The sequence below is a fragment of the Bacillus sp. 05T31 genome (assembly GCF_056396725.1).
The window spans coordinates 1-440 of record NZ_JBFTMA010001401.1 but is presented as its reverse complement, the minus strand read 5'-3'; the positions used below and the strand labels follow the sequence as shown (position 1 = coordinate 440).

Here is a 440-nt window from a genome sequence, read left to right as displayed (position 1 = left end):
TTTTAGTTCCGGCTGAAATGGTACTTCTTGAATTAATATTTTTATCATTGGAAAGTGCTTTTTAGCAAATTCAAATCTATTTTGAATTATTACTCTTAAAAGCACTTCATACGATTCATACTCTGTTTTAAATATTTCTTTTGCAAAGGCTTGTACGAAAAATGGTGCAGCAAACTTTGTTAAGGTCGGCATTACGACTGCAAACAATAAATCTTTTTTCGTTTTATAGTAGCGGAAGATTGTTCCTTCCGCTACACCCGCACGCTTTGCAATTTCACTCGTTGAAGTTGAGGCGTACCCTTTTTCTCCAAACATATCAACAGCTGCCTCTAATATACGCATTTGACGTTCATTACGTTTATCAGTATTCGTTGCGGCAACTAATTCTTCCAGCCAATCCTTCTTCATTTATTGTGCTCCTTTTTATCATCATTATATTT

At 34.8% G+C, this 440-nt stretch carries 1 protein-coding gene; it reads right to left on the bottom strand.

The annotated features are described in order from the left end of the window. Nucleotides 1-408: TetR/AcrR family transcriptional regulator (locus AC1DJR_RS33525; protein ID WP_477004625.1), on the bottom strand; the 408-nt coding region annotated here is incomplete at its 3' end. Nucleotides 409-440 lie beyond the last annotated feature (32 nt).